Below are 22,888 nucleotides of genomic sequence, written 5' to 3'. Positions count from 1 at the left end.
TCGTGATGCCGTCTGCCGTCGACAGCGCCGTAGCCGGGCGCCGGGGAAGCATCGTCGTCTATCTGATCGTCGCGTTCGGGGTCACCTGGCTGGTGTGGGCGCCCCTGGCGGTTGCTGCTCTGGGCGCGACCGAACTGCCACCGGTTCCCCTCGTCTTCTTCGCGGGCTCCTTCGGGCCCCTCGCTGGCGCGGTTGCTGCGAGCCTGTTCAGCGGCGGATGGCGCGGGGTGCGAGCTTGGGCGAACCGAACATTCTCGGTGCGATTCCGCCGGGTCTGGTGGTGGTGGGCCATCGGGATGCCCGTCGCCTATTTCCTCGTCGGCTACCTCACCGCGTCGATCGTCACGGGCGGCTGGCCCGATATGACGCAGTTCGGTTTGACCGAGAAGCTTCCGGGGTGGAACGTGGCAGCCGTCGCGGTCGTGTGGATCCTCACCTTCGGGCTCGGCGAGGAAGCGGGATGGCGGGGCTGGTTGCTACCGCACCTCGCGGAGCGATTCTCCACGTTCTGGGCGGCGCTCATCGTTGCCGGTGTGTGGATCGTGTGGCACGCCCCGGCCTTCGTCTTCAACCCGACCTATCGCGAGATGGGCCCCGGAATCATCGGCTGGATGCTTGCCCTCATTACGGGCTCGTACCTTCTCGCGTGGATGGGCCGCGGCGCCGGATGGAGCATCGTTCCCGTGCTGATCTGGCACGGGGGATTCGACCTGCTCACGGCATCCGACCAAGCTGCCGGGACTATTGCGGCCACGATCAGCGCCGTCGTCATGGTTCAGGGGGTCATCGCTGCGGGCATCCTCTGGCGCGACCGCAGTCGGGAGCGCGCTAGCTCGGTGTAGCTGCGTCGGGTATCGGGCCTGTGACGGGCAGACCGAGCGACACAACACGTTCGCGGGGCTGCGGCGGCGAATGGTCTTGGGTGAGCGCGGCGCCGGCCAAGGCGATGGCGATGGTTGCGAGCAGCCCGACCAGCAGATAGTGCCACCACCGCGGCCCGCTTGGCGGCGGCGCAGGGCGGCGGACGCTCGACTGCTTGCTCGTAGGGGCGTTTCTCATGCGGCGCTCTCCTCCGGTTCGGGCGGGGTGATAGCGGGTAGGGGCACGCGCATCGGGGGCGAGATGTGGATCTCGCGGATTCGTCCGCGCGCAGTCAGCACCGCAAGCGGTGTCCAGACCGTGACTTCGTCGTGAAAGCTCGTGGCCCGCCACTCCGCCCACGCGAGCAGGTGATCGGGCTCGGCGTCGTGGGTCGAGATGAGTCGAAGCGTGGATGAGCGGTGCAGTACCACCATCTCGAACCAGCGGGCGAGGTTGCCCTTGCCCAGATAGGTGTGCTGCGGCTCGACGAGAATGCACTCCTCTTCCAGCTCACTCAGAAAGCCGGAAAGGTCAGCAGCGTTGATCGCCTGGATCCAGCCGGCCACGACAGCGGCAGCGGAACTGCGGGTCACGGGCCTTCCCCCAGACGACACACCGGACGCAGGCACGGAATGCCCGCGGTTCCCCCACCTCGATTATTCGGGTCGGGCCCATGTGCGCATGAGCTACATCGAGTAATTCAACCGTCTATCGTCCATGAATACTCCTGGTCTCACCCGCCCGTAGACTTCAGTTAGTGCGGAACCCGCCACAGGTTCCGCCACAGACTAGGCTGGTTTTGGCGGGTGCAGGCAGCCTTCGTTATAAGGAACCCATGCACCGCCACATCGACGACCAGCTGCGCTACGACCTGAGTGCGGCGATCGACGACGAGCGGGTTGAAGACGTCGAGTCGATCCTCGAGTTCGCCCTCTGGGGGCTGTTGTTCGAGGATCTGCGGCTGGCGAGCCGAGCACTGGCTGCACTGGCGCCCCACGACGGAGTCTGGGCAGTCCGTGTCGCCGCCGCTCGGGTAGTCCTGCGTTCTCATCAGGGTTCCGACCTGCTGGGCGTTCCGGAGCTCGCTCCCGGTGCACCTGAGTCCCACGATGCCGTCCGCGTGGAGTCGATGCTCGTCACCCTCAGCGCGAGTCGCTCCCGAGCGCGTCCCGAGGAGATCGCGGGACTGTTGGCGGAGCTGACGCGGCTCGACACCGAGGGGACTCTCGAAGCTCCCGGGTCACCGCCGCTCCTGCGTGCCCTGCTGCGGGTACAGCTGGCGATCGCCCATCTTCACGCAGGCTCGTCTGCGGTTGCGTTGGCCCACTTCGCCGTGGCTGCGCGGCTCGCCGACTCCTGCGCGACGCTCCACCGCAGCATCCTGGCCAAATCCGCGACGGTGCATGCGCTGCGCGGAAACCTCGTGGAGGCGCGACGTCAGCTTCGCCGCTTCGATCGCGTGGCCGGCGAGATTCCACCCAGCTGGGCTCGGGCGCTGCGTGAGGAGCAGGCGCTCGCCGAGGCGATGATGCTCGTGGAACGGTTCGACGCTCATGACCCTGAGATGGAGTGGCCGGAGGTGGAAGCTTCGGATGATCTGTGGCCGGTAACCGCTCTTCTTCGCGCGCGACACGCTCTGCTCGAACGCAGTCCCATGCGGGCGCTCGAGATCGTCGAGTTCGCCGAAGCGACCCACCCGGGCTGGAACAGTCTGTTCGCCCAGGATGTGGTGGCCGCAATGAAGGCTCATGCTCATCTGCAGCTGTCAGAGCCCGACCGCGCCCGTCAGGTGTTGACGCACGCGCCGCAGGGTCCCCTCGTCGTTCTCGCGACAGCGCACATGCACATGTACGTCGGAGACGCGGGCGCTGCACGCGAGCTCGCTACAGCCGTTCTCGATCGCTCGACGAGCAGCCTTGCCGAGAGGGCTGAGGCTCTGCTCGTCCGCATCTGGGCGGATGCCGTACTCGGGAACCTGCCGACCGCGAGAGAGGGGGGAATCGTCGGTCGCATGGTCGTTGCCGCAGGGCTCGTCCGGATCATCGCGCACATGCCGGGGTGGCTCATGGATCAGATGGTCGACCTCTCCGAGCGCAGCATCCGTCCGGCGTTCGAGGCTGCTGTCGAAAAGGCATCAGCAGCTCTCGTGATAGCGGAACGGCCGCAGTTGACACCGCGCGAGACCATCGTGTTGAAGGCGCTCGAGAGGCACGCGTCAGTCTCTGACATGGCCAAGGCACTCTCGGTGTCGCCGAGTACGGTCAAGACGCAGCTCTCGGCGATCTATCGCAAGCTCGGGGTGAGCTCGCGCCACCACGCTGTTCCCGCTGCCTATCGCCTCGGGCTGCTCGAGCGGGCGAGCACGAGCCACCCCGCTTAGAGCTTCGCGTCCTGCCGGGGGATCACGACCTGCTTGATGATCAGCAGGATCGATGCGGTGATCGGGATCGCGACGAGCGCGCCGAGCAGTCCCAGCAACGTGCCTCCGACCAGCGCGCCGATCACGACAAGAGAACCGGGAACCGAGATTGCACGGTTCATGACCCGGGGAGTCAGGACGTATGCCTCAAGCTGCATGTAGATCAGATAGAGGGCAGCGAAGATCAGTGCACCAACCGGATCGGTGAACAGCGCGATGATCGTCGCGATGCCCCAGTAGAGCACGGGTCCGATCAGGGGGATCAGCGTGATGCAGAACGCGATGACCGCCATCAGCGCGGGGAACGGCAACCCGAGGAAGAGGTGAAGGAAGAAGGCCACGACAGAGTTGAAGAACGCGAGGATGACCATCCCCATGAGGTAGCCGCCGATGCCGTCAGTGATCTGCTCGGTCATCTCCGTCACCTTCGCGCGGGACTTCGCCGGGGTCAGGCGCACAAAGCTTGCCTTGATCGTGTTCAGCGAGGCGAGGAAGTAGAGGCTGAGGACGATCACGATGATGATGCCCGAAATCGCCGTCGCGATTCCCGCACCGACAGCCAGCACGCCGCCAGTGATCGATGCGATGTTCGCGGGATTGAGGATAAAGGTCTCGACGTCCTTGAGAATGCTGCCGATCTGGTCGCCGAAGTTCGTCTGAAGCCATGCGAACGAGTCGGACTTCTCGAAGTCATTGATCATCGAGGGGATGTCGCGGATGAACTGTGCGATCTGCGCTACAACCGTCGGCATGATGAGCAGGATGACGCCGGCTATGACGAGCAGGAAGCCCACGTAGACAATCACCATCCCCCAGACGCGGCCTACGCCTTTGCGCTCGAGAGCGCGCACGATGGGGTCGAGCCCGAGTGCGGCGAACAGCGCGAAGCTGATGTAGATGATGACCGTGGCGAGATTCGACACGGCAAGTCCGAGCAGAAGGGCAGCCAGCGCTCCCAGAGTGACGGCGAACCCGACCGCGAACGGCTGATTCAGGCCGACCCAGAACGACCGCCGTTGCGGCGCTGGGGTGATGGTGTCGTCGGTGGACCCAGCGGTCTCGGCGGCGGTCTCGCCGTCGGGCGCCACCGAGGATGACGGGGTCGGGCTCTCGTCGCTCATGGTCACACTCTAGGGGTCGGCGGTCGCCGTGTAAGGGAGGCGATAATCTCGACACAGTCCGAAGGGAGTGGGGATGACCGAGCCGACCGATCCAGTTGCCGACCTGCTGCGTTTGCGCGCGACTATCGACAACATCGACGCCGCCCTGATCTTCATGCTCGCGGAGCGTTTTCGCGCTACCAAGCAGGTGGGTGTCTTGAAGGCTGAGCACGGGATGCCGGCCTCGGACCCTACGCGAGAAGAACAGCAGGTTGCCCGACTTCGGCGTCTCGCAGAAGAGGCGGATCTGGACCCCGAGTTCGCGCAGAAGTGGTTCTCGTTCGTCGTCGCCGAAGTGATTCGCCACCACACTGAGGCCGCTGACGGGCGCTGAGTCTTTCACCTCCAGGTAGCCACGCACGGGGCCCCCGCCGGCCGGCCGGGAGCCCCGTGTCGTTTCCTCGCGGCATCCGTCACGGGATGGCGCGGCGGAGAAGCCCGTAGGCGATCCCCGACAGGACGACCAGGGTGATCACCAAACCAATCGCAAGTCCCTCGGGTCCCTGCGTGACGATCCAACCGAAGACCTGTCCCCAGGCGTTCAGCCGACCGATGAGCCACATCGTGCCGACCAGCAGAAGACCCAACCCCACCAGGATGATCGTCAGGATGGTGGGGCCGAACCGCTTGTAGATCGTGGCGATCGCGAAGCCGGTGACGAAGAAGGTCATCGTCATGAACAGGATGAGCGCTGCTGCCACGACCGGTCCCGAGCTCCAGATCCAGTCGAGGTAGAAGAAGTACCCGTTGACACCCCAGCCGTTGGTCGCCTGCTCGATGAACCCGCCGATGACGAAGATCACCGTGAGGATTGCCGAGGTCAGGGATGCGGTCAACAGCGATCCGAGGAAGAACTCGCGTCGCGTGACGCTCATCGCCTGCGAAAACGGGAAGGTCTGGGTCATCCCCATGATGCCGACGGCAAAGAAGTACCACATCGGCGCCTGCGCACCGCCGCCGTACTTCACCGCCGCAGGAGGCAGCATCGCCCAGATCATGAGCGTGACCGCGAGCGTGCCGCCCAGGACGAGAAGCGGCACCCAGATGAATGTCTGTCTGTTGACCAGCTGCATGCGAACGACATTTCCGATGCGGTTCATCGCCGGCCTCCCTTCGTGGTGGTGCGGGTATCGGATGCCGCAGCATCCGTCTCGTCGGCGTGCTGCGTCGTGCGGACGATCAACTGCTGCAGCGACACCGGACCTATGTCGAGGCCAGCAGCAGTGAGGCGGGAGCGCTCATCTGCGGACAGTGCGCCCGCGATCGTGACGGATGCCACCCGTCCGAGGCTCTCGCGGTGAAGCACTTCGCGTCCCGCGACGAAGGCATCGACGGCAGCGGCATCGCCCACGATCGCGGTGGCTTGATCGCGAACGTCGTCGGTGGCTGCATCCATGATGATCTGCCCCCGGTCGATGACGAGCACCCGCTCGATGAGGTTCGAGACTTCATCGATGAGGTGGCTCGAGAGGATGACGGTGCGGGGATGCTCGGTGTAGTCCTCGAGGAGCCGGTCGTAGAAGATCTGACGCGCGACGGCGTCCAGGCCCAGGTACGGTTCGTCAAAGAAGGTCACTTCGGCCCGCGAGGCCAGACCGATGATCACGCCGACGGCCGAGAGCTGGCCGCGCGAGAGCTTCTTGATGCGGGTGCGCACAGGGAGGCGGAAGTCGGCGATCAGGCGATCGGCGAGCTCCTGGTTCCAGTTGGGGAAGAAGAGCTTCGCCGTCGCGAACGCGTGGATCGGCTTCGCGTCATCGGGATAGCGCTGGCTCTCGCGGACGAAGCACATGCGGCGCAGCACCCGAGCGTTCTCGTAGGGGTGCTCGCCGAACACGCGCACGTCACCCGACGTCGCGAAGTTCTGAGCCGTGAGGATCGACATCACGGTGGTCTTGCCCGCGCCGTTGCGCCCGAGGAGACCGTAGATCGTGTCCTTCTGGATCGAGAAGCTCACATCGTCGACCGCGACAGTATCGCGGTAGCGCTTGGTGAGGTTCTTCACCTCGATCACCGTCTCACCGGCACCCGCGGAGGGTGCGACATCGTTGATAGTCATTGGTCGCCTTCCGTTGTCGTGTTCTGCGCGTGCTCACGGAGCAGCTGCGCGAGGTCTTCGGAGCCGAGCCCGAGCTTGCGGGCTTCGGCCAAGAGGGGGGTCAGGTAGCGGTCGCGGAACGCCGCACGCCGTTCGGCGAGCAGGCTTTCGCGAGCACCCGGGGCGACGAACATGCCGATGCCCCGTCGCTTGTAGAGCACGCCCTTGTCGACGAGCATCGTCACTCCTTTCGCTGCCGTGGCGGGGTTGATCCGGTAGAAGGCGGCGAGTTCGTTTGTTGAGGGCGCCTGCGCCTCTTCGGCCAGGCTCCCGTCAACGATCGAGTCCTCGACGCTCTCCGCGATCTGCAGGAAGAGGGCCTTGCCTTCTTCGATCATCCGCGCCTCCGTGGTGTTCTTCGGTTAGTTACTCAAGTAGGTAACCATAGAACGCAGGATGCGTCAAGCGCAGCATCCGTCGGCTTGGCGCCGGGCCTGCTCGTCTGGAGCTGGTTTCAGGAGCGCGGGGTGCGGGAGGGGACGGGCCAAATGCCCGGAGATGCGGGGCCGGCCGCCCGCTCGGATGCCGAAGCGGGCGGTTCCGCCACGGGGGTTGTGGCCGGGGATGACGCGGGAAGCTCGAGAGCCACACGTTCTTCGAGGATCGTGATCGCGTCATCCGAGAGAGCGAGCAGGCCGTCGAGCTCTTCGCGTACTCGTCGGTACGCGAGCTGGCGCTCGGCGGGGGTGGCAGCCTGATCGATCGCGACGCTCAGCAGTTGCTGCGCAGTGCTCAGGCGCTTGCGCTCATCGGCGGTGAAGGACGAGTCACGGATGCGGCGAGCCTCGCGTTCGGCCAGATCGAACGCGACCTCGTAGTCGGTCACGGCGGTGCGGTACTCGGTGAACTGTTCCCTCGAGAGCTTCGCGGTCGCGGAGTCGGGGCGGAGTCGGTCGGCAACCTTCTTGGCGCGCAGAAACGCTGCTGTCAACGGCTGTCGGCCATCGCTCATGGCGGGGTAGGCGATGATCTTGGCGACGTCCAGTTCGTACTCGAGCCAGCGTTTGGTCACCGCGTCGTGATCTGCCAGCAGCTTCTGAAGCGGCGTGACGGATGCCGAACTCGATGCGGTCGCGGTTCGTGGCGCCGTGCCCATTCCGGCAGCGACGGCGTCTTCGACCCGCTGCGCGAGAGGATCCTTCGGTGCTTTGGCGCCGGGAAGCGTGACGCCGATCAGGGGGCGGCCACGGGCCGCGGCTTGCGCCGCACGGATCTCGCCCTTGGCCTGCAGGATCTCGAGCCGCCGCTTGTGCCGGCGCCGGGCGCCGCGCTCCCAGGCGCTACCGATCATCCCCATGACGCCCATCAGGGGGAAGACGAGCCACCAGTAGCTGCCGATGAACTGGAACAGCGGTTCCACGCCATCATGCTATTCGCGCTATCCCCCGCCGGACACGGGGGAAAGCCCGAAGAGTGCTCAGCCGAACAGCAGGGCGAGGACGGTGGCGCCACCACCCACGAGAATCAGCGAAACGATCACGACCCACGCGACGATCTTGATGCGTCGCTGTCGGGTCTCGCTGTAGACGTTGGTGTCGTCGTCGGACATGCGATCAGTCTAGAGGGCAGGCTCGGTGATCGTCGGACCGAACGCCGCGGGAAGCGTGGCCCTCGACGCTGCGCGCAGATCGGATGCCGACACCGTGAACAGGCCCTGGACTTCGAGGCTCGGATCCGCGCCGTCACCGGGGGCATCGGTCACGCCGATCCGCAGCACGGGGTAGCCGCGCCCCTCGCACAGGCCGCGGAACTTCACGTCGTCCTCGCGGGGGACGGACACCAGGACGCGACCGGTGGACTCGGAGAAGAGGGCGGATGCCGCATCCACGCCGTCGCGTTCGATGATCTCGTTCAGCCACACGCGGGCGCCGACGCCGAAGCGCATGACGCACTCGGCGAGAGCCTGCGCGAGACCGCCGCTGGAGAGGTCGTGCGCGCTGGAGATCAGGCCCTGTAGCGCTCCGGCGTGCAGGAGGTCGGCCAGGCGCCGCTCGGCGGCAAGGTCGACGGCCGGCGGCCGACCGCCGAGGTGGTCGTGCACGGTCTGTGCCCACGCCGAGCCGCTGAGCTCGTTGGCGGTGACTCCGAGCAGGTAGATGTTCTCTCCGGCATCCTGCCACCCCGACGGGATGCGACGCGCGACGTCATCGATGATGCCGAGCACACCCACCACGGGAGTCGGGAAAATCGGCTGGTCGCCGGTCTGGTTGTAGAAGGAGACATTGCCGCCGGTGACGGGGATGCCGAGCTCGAGGCATCCGTCGGCGAGGCCATCGACGGCCTGACCGAACTGCCACATGACCTCGGGATTCTCGGGGCTGCCGAAGTTGAGGCAGTCGGTGACCGCGACGGGCTTGGCTCCCGTGACGGCGACGTTGCGGTAGGCCTCGGCGAGCGCCAGCTGTGCACCCTGGTAGGGGTCGAGCTGGCAGTAGCGGCCGTTGCAGTCGGTCGCGATCGAGAAGCCGAGGCCCGACTCCTCGTCCACCCGCACCATGCCGGCATCGTCGGGGAACGAGAGGGCGGTGTTGCCGAGCACGTAGTAGTCGTACTGGTTGGTGATCCAGGAGGTGTCGGCGAGGTTCGGGCTCGCGACCAGCGCCAGGAACTGCTCCCGCATCTCGTCGGGCTCGCTCGGCCGCTGCAGCGCGCTTGCCGAGTCGTCGCGGAGGGCGTCGATCCAGGCCGGGTAGGCGACGGGCCGTTCATACACAGGGCCATCCACCGCGACGGTGGAGGGGTCGACATCCACAATCTGCTCGCCGTGCCAGAAGATCTGTAGGCGCCCGTCTCCGGTGACCTCGCCGAGCACGCTCGTCTCGACTTCCCAGCGGCCGACGACCTCGAGGAACGCGTCGAGCTTCTCGGGGGCGACGATCGCCATCATCCGCTCCTGCGACTCGCTCATGAGGATCTCTTCGGGAGTCAGACTCGGGTCACGCAGCAGTACCTGCTCGAGGTCGACGCGCATGCCGCTGCCGCCGTTCGCGGCCAGCTCGCTCGTGGCGCACGAGATGCCGGCGGCGCCGAGGTCTTGGATCGCCTCGACGAGGTCCGCCTTGTAGAGCTCGAGGCAGCACTCGATGAGCACCTTCTCGGCGAAGGGGTCGCCCACCTGCACCGCGGGGCGCTTGGTCGGGCCGCCGTCGGCGAAGGTGTCGGAGGCGAGGATGGATGCTCCGCCGATGCCGTCGCCGCCGGTGCGGGCACCGAACAGCACGACCTTGTTGCCCGCACCCGAGGCGTTGGCGAGCTTGAGGTCTTCGTGGCGCAGCACGCCCACGGCGAGGGCGTTGACGAGCGGGTTGCCTTGGTAGACGGAGTCGAACACCGTCTCGCCGCCGATGTTCGGAAGGCCCAGGCAGTTGCCGTAGAACGAGATACCGGAGACGACGCCGTGCACGACGCGGGCGGTGTCGGGGTTGTCAATCGCTCCGAAGCGCAGCTGGTCCATGACGGCGACGGGGCGTGCGCCCATCGAGATGATGTCGCGGACGATGCCGCCGACGCCGGTCGCGGCGCCCTGGAACGGCTCGATGTAGCTCGGGTGGTTGTGCGACTCGACCTTGAACGTCACGGCCCAGCCCTCGCCGATGTCGACGACGCCGGCGTTCTGTCCCATCCCGACCATGAGACGCTCACGCATCTCGTCCGAGACCTTCTGCCCGAACCGGCGCAGATAGATCTTGCTGGACTTGTAGGAGCAGTGCTCGCTCCACATGACGGAGTACATGGCCAGCTCACCGCTCGTGGGTCGGCGGCCGAGAATCTCGCGGATCTGCGCGTACTCGTCATCCTTCAGGCCGAGCGCGCCGTACGGCTGCTCGCGCTCGGGCGTGGCTGCGGCGTTCTCGACGGTGTCGGCGGCTGCTCGGGCGGGAGTGATCGGGGTGCTCACGGGGTGGGACTCCAGTGGTCGAGGATGCCGAGACCGGCGCCAGCGTGCGGGCCGCTCCAGTCTACGCGGCGGCCGCTTTCGGCATCCGTGTCACCCGTTTCACTCGACCGAAGCGAGCCTCTACGCTGATCGCGTGGACTTCTCCTTCGCTTTCACGCCCGATCTGATCGCGGTCTTCGTCACGCTGTTCGTGCTCGAGATCGTGCTGGGCGTCGACAACGTCATCTTCATCTCGATCCTCGCCTCCAAGCTCCCCAAGGAGCAGCAGGCGCGGGCGCGCAACCTCGGCCTGACCCTCGCGATGCTCATCCGCGTCGGCCTCGTCTTCGCGGCGGGGTGGATCATCACGCTCACCGAACCGGTCGTGACCCTGTGGGGCATCTCGTTCTCGTGGAAGGACTTCATCCTCATCGCGGGCGGGCTCTTCCTCGTCTACAAGGCAGTCACCGAGATCCACCACAAGCTCGAGGGCGCCGAAGAGGAACACGGCGAGGGCTCGGGCGGCCGCAAGGGCGTGAGCTTCGGATCGGTCATCGCGCAGATCCTCTTGCTCGACATCGTCTTCTCGCTGGACTCGGTCATCACCGCCGTCGGCATGACCTCGAACATGGTCATCATCATCACCGTCGTGGTGCTGTCGTTCGGCATCATGCTGTTCGCCTCGCGATTCATCTTCGCGTTCGTCAACGCGCACCCGACAGTGAAGATGTTGGCGCTGTCGTTCCTGCTATTGATCGGCGTTTTCCTCATCGCCGAGGGCTTCCACATCAAGATCGACAAGGCTTTCATCTACGGTCCGATGGCCTTCGCGATCTTCGTCGAGGCGCTGAACCTCACGTACTCGTCCCGCAAAGCGAAGCGGGAGCAGAAGAAGCGGCAGGCTGTGCAGCTTCGGCCCCAATACCCGGATGTCGACGAGTCAGCCGCCGTCGCTGCGGCGCTGTCGAAGGATCCCGCCTCCGGCTCCGTCGGCCTGTCACGCAAGCCCGTGGTCGGGGAGGCGGATGCGGCGTCCGCGCCGCACCGGGAGGGACTCGGCTGATGGTCAGTCCGCGGCGGCCTCGGCTACCGCAGCGGCAAAGCGCGCAGCATCCGTGCCGTTTTCACGCACCTCGAACACCGTGCCGTCGATGACCAGCAACGGGACGTGGTCGACGACCTGGTCGGTGCCGGGAATCGGCTTGCCGAGCCACGCGTCATTGGCGGTGCTCGCGAGTCCCGCGTAGTCAGCGATCGCTGTCGACAGGTCGGATGTCGCGCCAGCCGTGGCCGCGAATCCGAGGAGTTCCTCGTCGCTCGGTGAGTGATCTGCCGTGACCTGGTTCTGCTGGATCAGTCCGTACAGCGGCAGGAGTGCGTCATCCTCGCCCGCCGCTGCGACGCCGAGGAGAAGTGCCGCGGCCCGGGTCGAGTAGTCGGTGACGTCACCGCGCTTGGCGCTCACGTACGTCATCGGATGCAGGGTCCACGTCGCCGTGCCATCGCCGACGAAGGCTGCGAGGTCGTCACCGATCGCCTCGTCGAGGCTCATGCAGTGCGGGCAGGAAGGGTCGCTCCAGAGCTGGATGTCGACCGCGCCGTCGCCGACGACGATTCCTGCTGTCGGGTCGAGGGGTGCAGGCGAGGGAGCAGTGGCAGCCGCCGGCGAGCAGGCGACGGCGACGATCGTGACAACGGGGATGAGGGCGAGGCATCCGACCATGCGGCGCCGAGACGAACCGAACACGGTGCCGTTCTACGCCGAGAGTCGGCGCATCGCCAATCGTTCAGTGAAGCCCACGGCGCTCACCCCTAATGTGGTCAGACCATATAGCGGATTCCGCCAAACGCCCGGCCAGCACCACTCCATAGCGTCGTCGCGGCGGTATCCATAAGGAGCGCGACACTACCCGGTATACATATCGCGCGCAGGGAGACTCGAATGTCGGTGAGGCAGAGCCTGTTGGCGATCCTGGCGCAGGGGCCGTGCTACGGCTACCAGCTGCGGTCGGAGTTCGAGCGGCGCACCGGCTCGAGCTCGTCGCTCAACGTCGGCCAGATCTACAGCACTCTCGAGCGGCTCGAGCGCGACGGCCTCGTTTCGCGGGGCGCACCCGACACGGACGGCCACATCTACTGGCAGATCACGGATGCCGGCCGCGGCGAGGCCCGCGCCTGGCTTGCGTCTCCGGTCGAACGCAACCCCGGAACCCGGGACGAGCTCGCGATCAAGCTCGCGCTGGCGACCACGCTGCCGGGGGTGGATGTCTTCGAGGTCATCGATACGCAGCGGCGAGCCTCGACTCGGCGCCTCGAGTCCCTGCGCAGGGCGACGTTCGGTGGTGAGATCGTCGGCGGACCGGAAGAGCTCGCCTGGTCGCTTCTCAACGAGTCGATGGTTTTCGGTGCGGAGGCGGAACTTCGGTGGCTCGATCACGTCGAGGCGCAACTCGCGGCGCGCGCCGCGCACGCAATGGTGCTCGAACTCGACACTCACCGTCCCAAGCGCGGACGACCAGCATCGACTCGGCCGGTGTCGGCGTAAGGCACGAAACCCTCATCATCGCTGGCGCTCCGAGCGCACCGGAGCGTCGTGCCGAGCGGAAGCAGGTCCTCGAGCGGGCTGTCGTGGGCGTGGTCGCCGAGGTAACGCAGCACGGTGCCACCGCGCTCCAGGTCCAGACGCACAGCGTCGGGCACAGGCGGCGCCTCGATCCCCTCGCCGAGGTAGAGGACTGAATCCACCACGCGGTGTGAGCCGAGGATGCCGGGGAAAGGCTGGTCGCCGCGAACCTGCAGGCGCTCGCGCAGCACCGGGCCTGCGGCGTCCGTCGCCTCGACATCGGCTGTGAGCGCGCCGCCGCGCTCGCCGGAGCGACCGAGGACGAGGGTTTCGCGGGCGATCACGGATGCTGCGGCGCCCAGTCGCACGGTCATCGACCGCGTGAGTGAGCCGGCATCGGTGACCACCGTGGGAAGGCCCTCCCACACGAGGTGAGCATCGGCGCCGAGGTCAAGGTGCGCGTGCCACTGCGATTGGCCCACTTCCTCTCGCCCGTAGACGATGAGCCCGCCGATGTCGACCAGGCGCACTGAGCATCCGTCCCCGACACGGATGTCGAGCTCGACGTGGTCCCCGGGCATGAGCATCGCTCGGCCCGAGACCAGCGCGATCTCGACCGAGTGCCCCCGGCGATGCACGAGGCGGGGGAGAACCAGCTCGCCGTCCAGTGCGCACGCGACAGAGTCGCCCCGCGCGCTCACTTCGACGACGGTGGGTCTCACGAGTGGGCGTGGTCCGCGTGATCGTGCAGGGCCCCGTCCGCGTGTGCGTGAGCGTGCTCGCCGTCGGCGTGGCTGTGCAGGAACCCGCCGCCTTCCTCGTCGGCGTGGAAGTGGGGGGCCATGGGGCCGGGATCCTGGGGGACGTGCGATCCGTCGCGGTGTGCGGCGAGGATCGACAGCACCCACTCGCGCAACGCCGCGACCGAGACGGCGTCGGTGCGTGAGAGAGCGAGCACCGTGCGGCCGTCGCGGGCGAGGGTGGCGTCGGCGACCATCTGCTCGACATCTACCCCGACATAGGGCGCGAGGTCGGTCTTGTTCACGACAAGCAGGTCGGCCCGGGCGATACCGGGACCACCCTTTCGGGCGACATCGCCGCCCCCAGCTACATCGAGGACGAAGATCTGCGCATCCACGAGCGCGGGCGAGAAGGTGGCGGTGAGGTTGTCGCCGCCCGACTCGATGACGACGAGGTCCAGGGGCGCGAAGGCACGCTCCAGGTCTTCGGCGGCGAGCAGGTTCGCGGTGACATCGTCGCGGATGGCGGTGTGCGGGCAGGCCCCGGTCTCCACGGCGACGATGCGCTCAGGATCGAGCACTCCGGCAGAGCGCAAGAACCGGGCATCCTCGTCGGTGTAGATGTCATTGGTGATGACGCCGATGCGGATCTCGTCGGCAAGAATGCGGCAGATCGTCGCGATGAGTGAGGACTTGCCGGTGCCGACGGGGCCGGCAACGCCAAGCCGCAGGGCGCGAGGTGAGTGGTCAGGCACGAAAGAGCCTCCTGGTCGATTGGGCGTGGGCCTGGGCCCACTGTTCGGATTGCGGTGCGGACAGGGCGGGGATGTCGGTCGGGTCGGTGATCTGCGCAATCAGCGGTAGCTCGTTCTCGATCTCGCTGCAGACCTCGACCACGAGAGAGACCAGATCGAGCGGATCGCGAGGCTCGAGCTTGAGGACCGCGGCTGCAGCTGCCTGTATGTCCTCGTAGACGACCAGTCGCGCCAGATCCAGCGCTGGCATGTCTAGCCCCGCCGCGATGACCCCGAGCACGCAGGCCCGCGGCGGAGGGGTCGCCCGCCCGCGCCAGGTGTGGATAGCCGAGTCGCCGGGGAGGAGCTCGGTCCCGACCCGCAGGTATCCGCGGGCGAGGTGGCGCGCGGCATCCCTCAGCGCGGCGCTCGGGGTACGGGCCGCCCATGCCGCCTCGACAGCGTCCAGATCACCGTCGATCATGCGCACGTGGCGTGCGGCGACAGCAGTCCCCGCCTCGACGAGGGTCACCGTGGCTGCCCGACCGCGCAGCAGAGCGGGAAGCTCCGCTGCCTGCAGGCCCGACATCAGCGCGGGCTCCACGCCGGCGGAGTGCGCGTGACCGCCGGAGGGCAGCCTGGCATCCGCGAGGAGCATCGCGGCGGAGGTCGAGGACAGTGCCATCAGAACAGCTGGTAGAGCTGGGCCAGGGGGAGCCGCGACGCGGGGGCGGGTTCGACGAGCTCGCCATCGATGCGGATGTCGAACGTGTCGGGTCGGATGTCGATCCGCGGCAGCGCATCGTTGTTGCGCATGTCGGCTTTGCTGATTCCGCGGGTGGACTGCAGCGGCAGCATCCGGCGTGTCAGTCCGAGTCGGCCCTCGATCCCCGCCGCCAGCGCGGCGGGAGAGACGAACGACACCGATAGGGCACCGCCGATGGCATCGCTGAAGGCGGGACGCATCAGCACCGGTTGCGGGGTGGGAATGGAGGCGTTCGGATCGCCGAGGGCTCCCCACACCAGCCCACCACCTTTCATGACCACACTCGGACGGAACCCGAAGAACCGTGGATCCCACAGCACGAGGTCGGCGAGCTTGCCCACCTCGACCGAGCCGACCTCCGCGTCGATGCCGTGAGCGATCGCGGGGTTGACCGTGTACTTCGCGACATACCGACGGGCTCGTTCGTTGTCGGCGGGGAGGGAGGTGCCGAGGCTTCCGCGCCTGGCCTTCATGACGTGCGCCACCTGCCAGGTCCGGGTGATGACTTCGCCGATCCGTCCCATCGCCTGAGCGTCGGAGGAGGTGATCGAGATCGCGCCCATGTCATGCAGGATGTCTTCGGCGGCGATCGTTGTGCCCCGGATGCGGGACTCCGCGAAGGCGAGATCTTCGGGTACTCCCGGGTTGAGGTGGTGACAGACCATCAGCATGTCGAGGTGCTCGGCGACGGTGTTGACCGTGTGGGGCAGCGTCGGGTTCGTCGAGCCGGGAATGACGTAGGGAAGACTCGCGATCGAGAGGATGTCGGGAGCGTGACCGCCCCCCGCCCCCTCGACGTGGAACGCGTGGATCGTGCGCCCCGCTATCGCGGCGATCGTCGAATCGACATAGCCCGCCTCGTTGAGCGAGTCGCTATGCAGCGCGACCTGCAGGCCCCAGTCCTCGGCGGCGCGCAAGCTCGCGTCGATCGCTGCCGGAGTCGAGCCCCAGTCCTCGTGGACTTTGTAGCCCGCCGCACCTGCGAGCGCCTGCTCTTCGAATGCCGCTGCCGAGACGGTATTCCCCTTGCCCAGCAGCAGGACGTTGACCGGAAGGGCATCCAGGGCACGATGCATGTGTTCGAGGTGCCAGGACCCCGGCGTGACGGTGGTGGCCTTCGACCCTTCGGACGGTCCCGTTCCTCCTCCGACGATCGTCGTGATCCCCGCCGCGAGCGCCTCGTGAATCTGTGACGGGGAGAGCAAGTGAACGTGCGAGTCGATCGCCCCCGCGGTGAGGATCTTCCCCTCACCGGAGATGACGTCGGTGGACGGTCCGATGATCAGCCGAGGGTCGACGCCATTGGCGATGTCGGGGTTGCCCGCGCGCCCGACCCCGACGATCCGGCCGTCGCGGATGCCGACATCGGCGCGCACGATTCCCCACCAGTCGAGGATGATCGCGTTCGTGATCACGGTGTCCAGGGCGCCATCGGCGCGCGACACAGTGCTCTGCGCCATGGACTCGCGGATCGACTTGCCGCCCCCGAACACCGCCTCTTCGCCGCCGGCGGTGAGGTCCCTCTCGATCTCGATCCAGAGGTCGGTGTCGCCCAGGCGCACCTGATCGCCGGCGGTGGGCCCGTAGATCGCGGCGTATCTTTCCCTGTCGATCCTGACCATCAGAGATCTCCTCCCTCGTGTCGGATGCGGATGCCTGCCACACGCCGATTCCCGCGCAGGCTCACCGCTGCCACACGCTTGGAGACCCCTGGCTCGAAACGCTCCGAGGTCCCCGAGGGAATGTCGAGTCGACATCCCGCAGCTGCCGCGCGGTCGAAGTCGAGCGCGTCATTCACGTCGGGCAGATGGATGTGGGAGCCGATCTGCACGGGACGATCCCCCGTATTGAGAATGATCAACTCGAGGCGCTCATCGGCGTCGCGGTCGGCGTTGAGCTCGATCTGCCCCGGACGAACCCGGATGGCTCCCGGTCCTGACGATGTTCCCGATGCCACGGTGAGCCTCTCAGTCGATCGGATGGTGAACGGTGACGAGCTTGCGTCCGTCGGGGAAGGTGGCTTCGACCTGGACGTCGACGAGCATGTCGGCCACGCCCTCCATGACGTCATCGCGGGTGAGCACGGTGCGCCCCGCCGCCATGAGTTCCGCTACCCCGACACCTTCTCTGGCGCGCTCGATCACCCACGTCGACAGGAGGGCTACGGCCTCCGGGTGGTTGAGCTTCACGCCGCGTGCCTGGCGATCTCTGGCCACCATGCCCGCCACGGCGAGCAGCAGCTTCTCGGTATCCGCAGGTGACAGATGCACGGGGCGCTCCCTTCGGCGTGGCTCCCTGAGGAGCCGGCGAGTCGGATCACTGTCAGGATGCTTGTCGGACAGTGTCCCGAGCAGTGACAGAAGTCTGTCATTTTTGCGTCAGTCACTCATCATTGTCATCGTCATGACGCGGTGAGAACCAGCGAAAAACCCTGTAATTTCAAGGCACTAGGCGGATCACGGCTTTGGCAGTTTTACATGGTCGACACATTCGAGTAATGGCAATGTAATGCCATGGGGCCATGGTGAACTCACCTGCAGCAGTCGGCGGTGTTCTGCCACCGGCGAATCGGGGCCTCTTCGCTCAGACATCGGCGAGGGGTTCCACCCCGCACCACAGATCCTCTGACCGGGCGAACGGCGCATCCGACGCGGAACGCCATGCAAGCGGTGTCCGTCGCGCTCTCGACGCGATCGTGACCGCTGGCAACTCGCACACGCAACCTGAAACGGAGCACAGCATGATCATCACTGGCACGCGTCTACGGACGCTGCTTGCGGCAGGCGCCATGGCGTCAGCTGCAGCCCTCGTCCTCGCCGGATGTGGCGCCCGCACCGACGACGCAGCCTCGAGCGAAGCCCCTGCGGCCGCGGAGAGCTGCGTCGACACCTCGGGCGACACCGTCAAGCTCGGATTCCTCAACTCGCTGACCGGAGGCATGGCGATCTCCGAGACCACGGTCTCGAACGTGCTGCACATGGCGGCTGATGAGATCAACGCCGACGGCGGCATCCTGGGCAAGCAGATCGAATACATCCAGGAAGACGGCGCCACCGACTGGCCCACCTTCGCCGAGAAGACCGAGAAGCTGCTCACGCAGGACTGCGTCGCCGCGATCTTCGGCGGCTGGACCTCCTCGTCGCGTAAGGCTGTCAAGCCTGTCGTCGAGGAGTACAACGGCCTCTTCTTCTACCCGGTCCAGTACGAAGGCCTCGAGTCCTCACCGAACATCTACTACACCGGTGCCACGACCAACCAGCAGATCATTCCCGCCATGGACTACCTGGCATCGCAGGGAGTGAAGACCCTGTTCCTGGCGGGATCGGACTACGTCTTCCCCCGCACCGCGAACGCGATCATCAAGCTCTACGCAGAGGAGCTCGGCATCGAGATCGTCGGCGAAGAGTACGTGCCGCTGGATCGTGACGACTGGACGACCCAGGTTGCCAAGATCGTCGAGGCTGACCCCGACTACATCTTCAACACGATCAACGGTTCCTCCAACGTCGGGTTCATCAAGGCGTACTACGACGCGGGCCTCACTCCCGAAGAGACACCGATCATCTCGGTCTCGATCGCTGAAGAAGAAGCTCCCGCGATGGGTCACGAGGTCACCGGCAACTACGCCTCGTGGAACTACTTCCAGTCCCTCGACACCCCGAACAACCCGGCGTTCATCGAGGCCTGGCAGGCCTACCCGGGCAGCAGCGGCGTGACCTCGGACCCCATGGAGGCCGCGTACATCTCGCTCTACCTCTACAAGGCCCTCGTTGAAGCCGCTGGCTCCTTCGACGTCGACGCGATCAACCAGGCTGCCCTGGACAACGAGATCACGGTGGACGCTCCCGAGGGTGTCGTGACCCTCAACGGGGAGAACCACCACATCTCCAAGCCGGGCCACATCGGACGCATCAACGCCGACAACCAGTTCGACATCGTCTGGGCATCGGACGGGTTCATCGAGCCCGACCCGTACCTCGAGCAGTACTCCTGGTTCCCCGAGGACGTGCGCAACGCCCTCGTGGCAGCCGCGGGCTGACACACACAAGGCACTGCGGGGTCCCGGCCTGTCCGGGGCCCCGCAGCACCGGCTCTTCCATGAACACGCGCGAGAACAGAAGGGAGTGAACTCGAATGGATGCACTGATTCCGCCGCTGCTCAACGGCACCGCGCTGGGCGCCTTGCTGCTCTTGACAGCACTCGGCCTCACCCTGACCTTCGGCCAGATGGGGGTGATCAACATGGCGCACGGCGAGTTCATCATGGTCGGCGCCTTCACGACATTCCTCGTTCAGCTCGTCATCCCCGACAGCAACATCTCTATCCCTGTCGCGTTGCCCGTCGCCTTCGTCGTCGCCGGGCTCTTGGGCCTTCTGCTGGAAGCCGGAATTCTCCAGTGGATGTACCGTCGCCCGCTTGACACACTGCTGGTCACCGTCGGTGTGGCACTCATCCTGCAACAGGCTGCCCTGCAGATCTTCCCCGCCCAGGGAGTGCCGGTGGAGAACCCCGGCTGGCTCCAGGGCCAGATCAACGTCTTCGGCTACGCCTGGCCACTGCGCCAGGTGTTCACCATCGGGCTCGCGGCGGCGTGCGTGGCGATCCTCGCCGCCTGGCTCAAGTACTCCTCGTTCGGGCGCCGGATTCGCGCCACGGTGCAAAACCGCGACCTGGCCGAGACCGTCGGGGTGCGCACCCGGACCGTGGACCGCATCACGTTCTTCGTGGGCTCGGGACTGGCTGGAGTCGCGGGTGTCGCAGCCTCCCTCATCGGGGGAACCAACTCCCAGATGGGGACCCAGTACATCATTCCCGCCTTCCTCGTCGTCGTGGCTGGGGGTATCGGGCAGATCAAGGGCACCGTGATCGCCGCCTTCGCGATCGGCATTGCGATGGCCTTCTTCGCCGACCTGACCAGCGGGAGCCTTGCTCAGGTGCTCGCCTTCGTGCTCGTCGTCGTCTTCCTGCAGATCCGCCCGCAGGGTCTGTTCACCGTCCGCACGAGGGGGTTGGCATGACCATCCTGACCAAGCTCAAGCCCTGGTACTCGCTCATCGGCATCGGCATCTTCGCCGTCATCCTCCTCGCGGTGGCGCCGTCGATCCTGACGATGCACTGGGTCAACAACCTCGGCAAGTACTGCGCCTGGGCGATCGTCGCCGTCGGGATCGGACTGGCGTGGGGACGCGGCGGGATGCTCGTCATGGGGCAGGGAGTCTTCTTCGGCCTCGGTGCCTACGCCATGGCCATGCACCTGACACTCGAAACTGCCGGCCCGGACGCGCTGCCCGGGTTCATGATCCTCTACGACCCGCTAGCCCCGCTCCCTGTCTTCTGGGAGCCCTTCCGCAGCCCCTGGTTCACTCTGCTGGCCATCCTCGTGCTGCCGATCATCGTGGCCGGCATCCTTGGTTTTGCGCTGTTCAAGCGCCGCGTCAAAGGCGCCTACTTCGCCATCCTCACTCAGGCGCTCGCGGTCGCGCTCGCCATCTGGATCAGCTCAACGATCCGCGAGACCGGAGGTGACACAGGCCTCAGCGGCTTCACGTCGTTCTTCGGGTACAACCTGAAGGATCCCGCCAACCAGGTGATGGTCTACCTCATCACCGCGAGTCTTCTCGTCGTCTGCATGGTCGTGGTGTGGCAGCTCTACCGCAGCCGTTTCGGCGAGCTGCTGCTGGCGACCCGCGACGCCGAGGAGCGCGTGCGGTTCCTGGGTTATGACCCGGCCAACGTCAAGCTCGCCGCCTTCGTCATCGCCGCGGTCATGGCCAGCATCGGGGGCGCGATGTTCGTCCCCCTGGTCGGGATCATCACTCCGCAAGAGATTGGGGCCTCCGCGTCGATCCTCATGATCGCGGGTGTCGCACTCGGGGGCCGTGCCTCCCTGTTCGGCCCGGTGCTCGGTGCCATGGCGATCGGATGGGGTCAATCCAGCCTCGCCTCGAGTTGGCCCGACGGATGGGTGTACCTGCTCGGTCTGCTCTTCGTCGTCGTGACCCTCTTCCTCCCCAACGGCCTGGCCTCCCTGGTGGGGCGGGTCAAAGACTTGTTGGCGCGTGACCGCACCTCTGCACCCGCGCCGTTGCCGATCGAAGGCGAGGCGAAAGCATGAGTGAGAACGCGAGCACGTCGCCCGCAGCATCCGACTCGGGCGTCCTCGTCCCCGATGGTGAAACCTCCGTGACCGTGTCCCACCTCACGGTCAGCTTCGACGGGTTCAAGGCAGTCGACGATGTCGATCTGCTCATGCTCAAAGGGCAGGTCCACTTTCTCATCGGGCCGAACGGAGCAGGCAAGACGACTCTCGTGGACGCGCTCACCGGTCTGGTTCCCGCGACCGGAACCGCTACCTACAACGGGATGGATCTCGTCTCGATGAAGGCAAACAAGATCGTGCGTGCCGGCGTGGGGCGAACCTTCCAGACCGCGACCGTTTTTGACGAGCTCTCGGTGCTCCAGAACCTCGATATCGCGGGCGGTCTCCATCGCCGAGCCTGGGGACTTCCTCTTGCTCGGCGGGGAGTGCCCGAGTACGTGGAGTCCGCGCTGGAAACGATCGGCCTGTCCGGGCTTCGCGACAAGCCTGCCGGCATCCTCGCGCACGGGCAGAAGCAGTGGCTCGAGATCGGCATGCTCCTCGTCCAAGACGCGAAGGTCATGTTCCTGGACGAACCCGTGGCCGGCATGAATGCCGACGAACGGGACGAAACCGGACAACTGCTGCAGCGCATCGGCGACGAGCGCACCATTATCGTCATCGAGCACGATATGGACTTCGTGCGCAACTACGCGGAGTGGGTCACCGTGATGCACTCGGGCAAGCTCCTGGCTGCCGGGACTGTTGAGCAGGTGCAGGCGGACCGGCGGGTCCAGGAGGTCTATCTGGGGACGGCCGCCGACGCCGCCGTAGAAGGCGAGGGGGGCCACTGATGCTCGAGATCACGGGTGTTACCGCAGGCTATGGGCGCACCAAGGTGCTCCATGACGTCACCATCCAGATTCCGACCGGCTCCGCCGTCTCGGTGATGGGTCATAACGGTGCGGGCAAGACCACCCTGCTGCGGGTGGCGACCGGTCTGATCCCGGTCATGAGTGGGCAGGTACTCATCGACGGCGAGGATGTCACCAAGATGCCGCCCTCGAAGCGGGTGCACCGCGGCCTTGGCTACGTGCCGCAAGGGCAGCAGTCCTTCCCGCAGATGACCACGCTCGAAAACCTCCAGCTGGTGGCAAAGCGCAACTCCGACATCGACGAGGTGTTCGACCTGTTCCCGGTCCTCAAACAACTCCTGGGGCGAAGGGCCGGTCTTCTGTCGGGCGGTCAGCGCCAGCAACTGGCGATCGCTCGTACCCTGCTGACCAAGCCACGACTCTTGGTGCTCGATGAACCCACCGAGGGTATCCAGCCGAATATCGTCGCGGATATCGAACGGGTCATCATCGACCTCACGCGTCGTGGCGATCTCTCGGTCCTGCTGGTGGAGCAGCATGTCGGCTTCGCGCTGCGGTCGACGAGCACGTACTACGTGCTGCAGTCGGGTCGAATCACGATGAGCGGTGAGGGTGGGGCGTCGGCGATCGACGATGTACGCGCCGCGATGGCGATCTGATTCAGATCGATTCCTCGCGGCAACGCCGGTGAAACACACTCTCGGCACAATCCGAA

The 22,888-nt window shown here is 66.2% G+C and carries 26 protein-coding genes; 10 read left to right on the top strand and 16 right to left on the bottom strand.

Annotated elements, in window-relative coordinates; all coding sequences use genetic code 11:
* The first annotated feature begins 5 nt into the window (after positions 1–5).
* Complete coding sequence (locus ACQVDU_RS12550) at positions 6–842, top strand: CPBP family intramembrane glutamic endopeptidase (protein ID WP_443477306.1); 837 nt, start codon at positions 6–8, stop codon at positions 840–842.
* On the opposite strand, the gene ACQVDU_RS12545 is transcribed toward ACQVDU_RS12550, so the two are convergent.
* On the bottom strand, positions 829–1,059 hold the full coding sequence (locus ACQVDU_RS12545) for a hypothetical protein (RefSeq protein WP_443477305.1): 231 nt from the start codon (positions 1,057–1,059) through the stop codon (positions 829–831). The two genes, ACQVDU_RS12550 and ACQVDU_RS12545, sit on opposite strands and share 14 nt — an antisense overlap.
* The gene (locus tag ACQVDU_RS12540; RefSeq protein WP_292712753.1) at positions 1,056–1,454 is read right to left on the bottom strand and encodes a hypothetical protein; all 399 of its coding nucleotides are present in this window, start codon (positions 1,452–1,454) and stop codon (positions 1,056–1,058) included. Before ACQVDU_RS12540 ends, ACQVDU_RS12545 begins: the two co-directional genes overlap by 4 nt.
* A gap of 242 nt (positions 1,455–1,696) precedes the next feature.
* Between ACQVDU_RS12540 and ACQVDU_RS12535 the strand changes: the two genes are divergently transcribed.
* Positions 1,697–3,241 carry a response regulator transcription factor gene (locus ACQVDU_RS12535; RefSeq protein WP_443477304.1) on the top strand — a complete coding sequence of 515 codons (1,545 nt, stop codon included), beginning with the start codon at positions 1,697–1,699 and terminating at the stop codon, positions 3,239–3,241.
* On the opposite strand, the gene ACQVDU_RS12530 is transcribed toward ACQVDU_RS12535, so the two are convergent.
* A complete protein-coding gene (locus ACQVDU_RS12530) occupies positions 3,238–4,401 on the bottom strand; it encodes an AI-2E family transporter (RefSeq protein ID WP_443477303.1) in 1,164 nt (387 codons plus the stop codon). The genes ACQVDU_RS12535 and ACQVDU_RS12530 overlap by 4 nt on opposite strands.
* 73 nt (positions 4,402–4,474) lie before the next feature.
* Between ACQVDU_RS12530 and ACQVDU_RS12525 the strand changes: the two genes are divergently transcribed.
* A complete protein-coding gene (locus ACQVDU_RS12525; protein WP_300590818.1) occupies positions 4,475–4,774 on the top strand; it encodes a chorismate mutase in 300 nt (99 codons plus the stop codon).
* 79 nt (positions 4,775–4,853) lie between these two features.
* Here the strand turns inward: ACQVDU_RS12525 and ACQVDU_RS12520 are convergent, their stop codons facing one another.
* The 6 genes from ACQVDU_RS12520 to purL form a co-directional block, all read right to left on the bottom strand.
* Positions 4,854–5,540, bottom strand: a complete 687-nt coding sequence (locus ACQVDU_RS12520; RefSeq protein WP_300590817.1) for a hypothetical protein — start codon at positions 5,538–5,540, stop codon at positions 4,854–4,856.
* A complete protein-coding gene (locus ACQVDU_RS12515) occupies positions 5,537–6,499 on the bottom strand; it encodes an ABC transporter ATP-binding protein (protein WP_300590816.1) in 963 nt (320 codons plus the stop codon). The genes ACQVDU_RS12520 and ACQVDU_RS12515 overlap by 4 nt, the downstream gene beginning before the upstream one ends.
* Positions 6,496–6,876, bottom strand: a complete 381-nt coding sequence (locus ACQVDU_RS12510; RefSeq protein ID WP_300590815.1) for a GntR family transcriptional regulator — start codon at positions 6,874–6,876, stop codon at positions 6,496–6,498. Before ACQVDU_RS12510 ends, ACQVDU_RS12515 begins: the two co-directional genes overlap by 4 nt.
* Positions 6,877–6,992: 116 nt before the next feature.
* Positions 6,993–7,898: a hypothetical protein gene (locus ACQVDU_RS12505; protein WP_443477302.1), complete on the bottom strand. Its 906-nt coding sequence runs from the start codon at positions 7,896–7,898 to the stop codon at positions 6,993–6,995.
* Between the two features lie 57 nt (positions 7,899–7,955).
* Entirely contained in the window at positions 7,956–8,087 is a 132-nt protein-coding gene (locus tag ACQVDU_RS12500; RefSeq protein ID WP_267189853.1) for a hypothetical protein, read from the bottom strand.
* A 9-nt stretch (positions 8,088–8,096) separates the two neighbouring features.
* Positions 8,097–10,436 carry a phosphoribosylformylglycinamidine synthase subunit PurL gene (gene purL / locus ACQVDU_RS12495; RefSeq protein WP_443477301.1) on the bottom strand — a complete coding sequence of 780 codons (2,340 nt, stop codon included), beginning with the start codon at positions 10,434–10,436 and terminating at the stop codon, positions 8,097–8,099.
* A 133-nt stretch (positions 10,437–10,569) separates the two neighbouring features.
* On the opposite strand from purL, the gene ACQVDU_RS12490 reads away from it, so the two are divergent.
* Positions 10,570–11,478, top strand: coding sequence for a TerC family protein (locus tag ACQVDU_RS12490; RefSeq protein WP_300591998.1), 909 nt, complete (start codon positions 10,570–10,572; stop codon positions 11,476–11,478).
* Positions 11,479–11,481: 3 nt separating this feature from the next.
* Here ACQVDU_RS12490 and ACQVDU_RS12485 read toward each other — a convergent pair whose 3' ends face one another.
* Complete coding sequence (locus ACQVDU_RS12485) at positions 11,482–12,162, bottom strand: hypothetical protein (protein ID WP_443477300.1); 681 nt, start codon at positions 12,160–12,162, stop codon at positions 11,482–11,484.
* Positions 12,163–12,357: 195 nt separating this feature from the next.
* Between ACQVDU_RS12485 and ACQVDU_RS12480 the strand changes: the two genes are divergently transcribed.
* The gene (locus ACQVDU_RS12480; RefSeq protein ID WP_300592002.1) at positions 12,358–12,960 is read left to right on the top strand and encodes a PadR family transcriptional regulator; all 603 of its coding nucleotides are present in this window, start codon (positions 12,358–12,360) and stop codon (positions 12,958–12,960) included.
* On the opposite strand, the gene ACQVDU_RS12475 is transcribed toward ACQVDU_RS12480, so the two are convergent.
* Genes ACQVDU_RS12475 through ACQVDU_RS12450 form a run of 6 tightly spaced genes read right to left on the bottom strand, consistent with a single transcriptional unit; the run spans position 12,909 to position 17,488 of the window.
* Positions 12,909–13,679 (bottom strand): urease accessory protein UreD, encoded by a 771-nt coding sequence (locus ACQVDU_RS12475; protein ID WP_443477299.1) that lies wholly within the window; start codon positions 13,677–13,679, stop codon positions 12,909–12,911. The genes ACQVDU_RS12480 and ACQVDU_RS12475 overlap by 52 nt on opposite strands.
* Before the next feature lie 17 nt (positions 13,680–13,696).
* Entirely contained in the window at positions 13,697–14,473 is a 777-nt protein-coding gene (ureG, locus tag ACQVDU_RS12470) for an urease accessory protein UreG (RefSeq protein WP_292735277.1), read from the bottom strand.
* The gene (locus ACQVDU_RS12465; RefSeq protein WP_292735274.1) at positions 14,466–15,137 is read right to left on the bottom strand and encodes an urease accessory protein UreF; all 672 of its coding nucleotides are present in this window, start codon (positions 15,135–15,137) and stop codon (positions 14,466–14,468) included. The genes ureG and ACQVDU_RS12465 overlap by 8 nt, the downstream gene beginning before the upstream one ends.
* On the bottom strand, positions 15,137–16,840 hold the full coding sequence (locus ACQVDU_RS12460) for an urease subunit alpha (RefSeq protein WP_443477298.1): 1,704 nt from the start codon (positions 16,838–16,840) through the stop codon (positions 15,137–15,139). Before ACQVDU_RS12460 ends, ACQVDU_RS12465 begins: the two co-directional genes overlap by 1 nt.
* Positions 16,840–17,175 carry an urease subunit beta gene (ureB, locus tag ACQVDU_RS12455; protein ID WP_292729655.1) on the bottom strand — a complete coding sequence of 112 codons (336 nt, stop codon included), beginning with the start codon at positions 17,173–17,175 and terminating at the stop codon, positions 16,840–16,842. The genes ACQVDU_RS12460 and ureB overlap by 1 nt, the downstream gene beginning before the upstream one ends.
* A gap of 10 nt (positions 17,176–17,185) precedes the next feature.
* Positions 17,186–17,488 carry an urease subunit gamma gene (locus tag ACQVDU_RS12450; RefSeq protein WP_292729658.1) on the bottom strand — a complete coding sequence of 101 codons (303 nt, stop codon included), beginning with the start codon at positions 17,486–17,488 and terminating at the stop codon, positions 17,186–17,188.
* Between the two features lie 470 nt (positions 17,489–17,958).
* Between ACQVDU_RS12450 and urtA the strand changes: the two genes are divergently transcribed.
* The 5 genes from urtA to urtE all read left to right on the top strand — a co-directional run bounded on the left by urtA (position 17,959) and on the right by urtE (position 22,832).
* Positions 17,959–19,257 carry an urea ABC transporter substrate-binding protein gene (gene urtA / locus ACQVDU_RS12445; protein ID WP_443477297.1) on the top strand — a complete coding sequence of 433 codons (1,299 nt, stop codon included), beginning with the start codon at positions 17,959–17,961 and terminating at the stop codon, positions 19,255–19,257.
* A gap of 95 nt (positions 19,258–19,352) precedes the next feature.
* Positions 19,353–20,237 (top strand): urea ABC transporter permease subunit UrtB, encoded by an 885-nt coding sequence (urtB, locus tag ACQVDU_RS12440; protein WP_292729664.1) that lies wholly within the window; start codon positions 19,353–19,355, stop codon positions 20,235–20,237.
* Positions 20,234–21,334: an urea ABC transporter permease subunit UrtC gene (gene urtC, locus ACQVDU_RS12435; protein ID WP_443477296.1), complete on the top strand. Its 1,101-nt coding sequence runs from the start codon at positions 20,234–20,236 to the stop codon at positions 21,332–21,334. Before urtB ends, urtC begins: the two co-directional genes overlap by 4 nt.
* A complete protein-coding gene (gene urtD, locus ACQVDU_RS12430; RefSeq protein WP_300592018.1) occupies positions 21,331–22,152 on the top strand; it encodes an urea ABC transporter ATP-binding protein UrtD in 822 nt (273 codons plus the stop codon). The genes urtC and urtD overlap by 4 nt, the downstream gene beginning before the upstream one ends.
* Positions 22,152–22,832: an urea ABC transporter ATP-binding subunit UrtE gene (gene urtE / locus ACQVDU_RS12425; RefSeq protein ID WP_300592020.1), complete on the top strand. Its 681-nt coding sequence runs from the start codon at positions 22,152–22,154 to the stop codon at positions 22,830–22,832. The genes urtD and urtE overlap by 1 nt, the downstream gene beginning before the upstream one ends.
* Positions 22,833–22,888: the final 56 nt, after the last annotated feature.

The organism is Microbacterium sp. F2, from assembly GCF_052274505.1.
Lineage (GTDB): Bacteria > Actinomycetota > Actinomycetes > Actinomycetales > Microbacteriaceae > Microbacterium.
The sequence above is the reverse complement of the archived record's forward strand: the minus strand, read 5'-3'. Positions and strand labels throughout refer to the sequence as shown.